This is a genomic window from Chthonobacter albigriseus (genome assembly GCF_013839445.1).
In the GTDB taxonomy this organism is placed as follows: domain Bacteria; phylum Pseudomonadota; class Alphaproteobacteria; order Rhizobiales; family Pleomorphomonadaceae; genus Chthonobacter; species Chthonobacter albigriseus.
This window is the reverse complement of record NZ_JACDIT010000015.1, coordinates 3,659-6,113: the sequence shown is the minus strand read 5'-3', so window position 1 is coordinate 6,113 and position 2,455 is coordinate 3,659. Positions and strand designations below refer to the sequence as shown.

Sequence of the window (2,455 nt, the reverse complement as noted above, 5' to 3'; positions counted from 1 at the left end):
AGACGATGCTGGAACTGATCGACGTCACCAAGAAGGTCGGAGCGGAGACCCATCTCGCGAACGTGTCGATGACGCTCGCGCATGGCTCGCTCAACGTCCTCCTGGGTCCCACGCTCTCCGGCAAGACCAGCCTGATGCGGCTGATGGCCGGGCTCGACAAGCCGACCGGCGGCGACATTCGCCTCGACGGCAAGTCCGTCGTCGGCGTGCCCGTGCAGAAGCGCAACGTCGCCATGGTCTACCAGCAGTTCATCAACTACCCGACCCTCAGCGTCTACGAGAACATCGCCTCGCCGCTCCGCGTCGCCGGCCGCGACGAGAAGCTGATCGACGCGCGCGTCCGCAAGGCCGCGGAGATGCTCCGCCTCACCGACCATCTGAAGAAGACGCCGCTCGAGCTGTCCGGCGGCCAGCAGCAGCGCACCGCGCTCGCCCGTGCCATCGTCAAGGACGCCGGCCTCGTGCTCCTCGACGAGCCGCTCGCCAACCTCGACTACAAGCTGCGCGAGGAACTGCGCGCCGAATTGCCGAAGATCTTCGCCGCCACCGGCGCCATCTTCGTCTACGCCACCACCGAGCCGACCGAGGCGCTGCTCCTCGGCGGCAACACGGCCACCCTCTCGGAGGGCCGCGTCACCCAGGTCGGACCCACCATCGACGTCTTCAACCGCCCGGTGGACCTTCTCACTGCCGAGACCTTCTCCGACCCGCCGCTCAACACGTTGCGGGTGGAAAAGCGCGGCTCGGCCTTCGTCCATCCGCACGGCCTCACCGTTCCCGTCGGTGCCGGCCACGGCGGCCTCGCCGATGGCGCCTACACCCTCGGCTTCCGGCCGCACCACCTCTTCCTCGACCCGGTCGCCCCGGTCGCGGCCCCGGCCCGCGTCGCGGTCACCGAGATCACCGGCTCGGAAAGCTTCGTCCACGTCGACGTCGCCGACGCCCGCTGGGTCGCTCTCACCCACGGCATCCGCAACCTCGACGTCGACGCCGCCATCACCGTCTACATCGACCCGGAACGCCTCTTCGTCTTCGACGCCCACGGCCGGCTCGCCGCCGCGCCGCGGCTTGCGGCAGCGGCTTGAGGAGACACGCCATGGCCCGCATCGAACTCGACCACATCGCCCACGCCTACCGCCCGAACCCGACCAGGCCGTCGGACTTCGCGCTGAAGGAGGTCCACCACACCTGGCAGGACGGCGGCGCCTATGCGCTGCTCGGCCCCTCCGGCTGCGGCAAGACCACCCTGCTCAACGTCATCTCCGGACTGCTGATCCCCTCCAAGGGCCGCATCCTGTTCGGCGACAAGGACGTCACCCGCCTGCCGACCGAGGCCCGCAACATCGCCCAGGTGTTCCAGTTCCCGGTCATCTACGACACCATGACTGTCTACGACAACCTGGCCTTCCCGCTCCGCAACCGGCACGTTCCGGAGGCCGACGTCGACCGCGCTGTGCGCGAGACCGCCGAGATGATCGGCCTGTCGGACCGGCTGACGCGCAAGGCCCGCGGCCTCACCGCCGACCAGAAGCAGAAGATCTCGCTCGGCCGCGGCCTCGTCCGCCAGGACGTCAACGCCATCCTCTTCGACGAGCCGCTGACGGTCATCGACCCGCACATGAAGTGGCAACTCCGCTCGCAGCTGAAGCACCTGCACAAGCGCTTCGGCTTCACCATGATCTACGTGACGCACGACCAGACCGAGGCGCTCACCTTCGCCGATAAGGTCGTCGTGATGTACGACGGCGAGGTCGTCCAGATCGGCACGCCCGACGAGCTCTTCGAGCGGCCCAAGCACACCTTCGTCGGCTATTTCATCGGCTCGCCCGGCATGAACGTCATGGCCGCCGAGATCTCCGGCGACACCGCACGCGTCGGCGGCACCGTCATCCGCCTGCCCCGCGCCTACCGTCCTGCCTCCGGCAAGGTGGAGCTCGGCGTCCGGCCGGAGTTCGTCCGCCTGGTGGAAGCCGGCGCCGGCGTGCCGATCCAGGTCCGCTCGGTGGAGGACGTCGGCCGCTACCGCATCGTCCGCGCCAGGCTGGGCGATGCCGACCTCAACGCGGTGGTCAAGGAGGGGGTCCCGATCCCCGCCGACCCGAGCGCCGATTTCGATCCCGCCCACGTCAACGTCTACGTCGACAGCCATCTGGTCGAGGCCTGAGCCATGGAAAAGACCTGGAACAACAAGGCCTGGTTCCTGGTGCTGCCGGTGGTGGTGCTGGTCGCCTTCTCCGCCGTCATCCCGCTGATGACGGTGGTCAACTATTCCGTCCAGGACACCTTCGGCAACAACGAGTTCTTCTGGGCCGGCACCGAGTGGTTCGAGGAAACGCTCGCCTCCTCGCGCTTCCACGAAGCGCTGATGCGCAACCTCTTCTTCTCCGCCATCATCCTGGCCATCGAGATCCCGCTCGGCATCGCCATCGCCCTCTGCATGCCGCGCAAGGGCTGG

At 68.1% G+C, this 2,455-nt stretch carries 2 protein-coding genes and 1 pseudogene; all 3 read left to right on the top strand.

Translation table 11 applies throughout. The features are described from left to right. The first annotated feature begins 5 nt into the window (after positions 1-5). The gene (locus HZ321_RS21445) at positions 6-1,085 is read left to right on the top strand and encodes an ABC transporter ATP-binding protein (protein ID WP_181704467.1); all 1,080 of its coding nucleotides are present in this window, start codon (positions 6-8) and stop codon (positions 1,083-1,085) included. A gap of 11 nt (positions 1,086-1,096) precedes the next feature. Continuing rightward, positions 1,097-2,164 (top strand): ABC transporter ATP-binding protein, encoded by a 1,068-nt coding sequence (locus HZ321_RS21440; RefSeq protein ID WP_181704466.1) that lies wholly within the window; start codon positions 1,097-1,099, stop codon positions 2,162-2,164. A 3-nt stretch (positions 2,165-2,167) separates the two neighbouring features. Next, positions 2,168-2,455: pseudogene (locus HZ321_RS21435) on the top strand (sugar ABC transporter permease); the annotation flags it as partial.

Coding starts and splice junctions, on each gene's coding strand:
- HZ321_RS21440 (WP_181704466.1), top strand. CDS start 1,097: ATGGCCCGCATCGAACTCGACCACATCGCCCACGCCTACCGCCCGAAC.
- HZ321_RS21445 (WP_181704467.1), top strand. CDS start 6: ATGCTGGAACTGATCGACGTCACCAAGAAGGTCGGAGCGGAGACCCAT.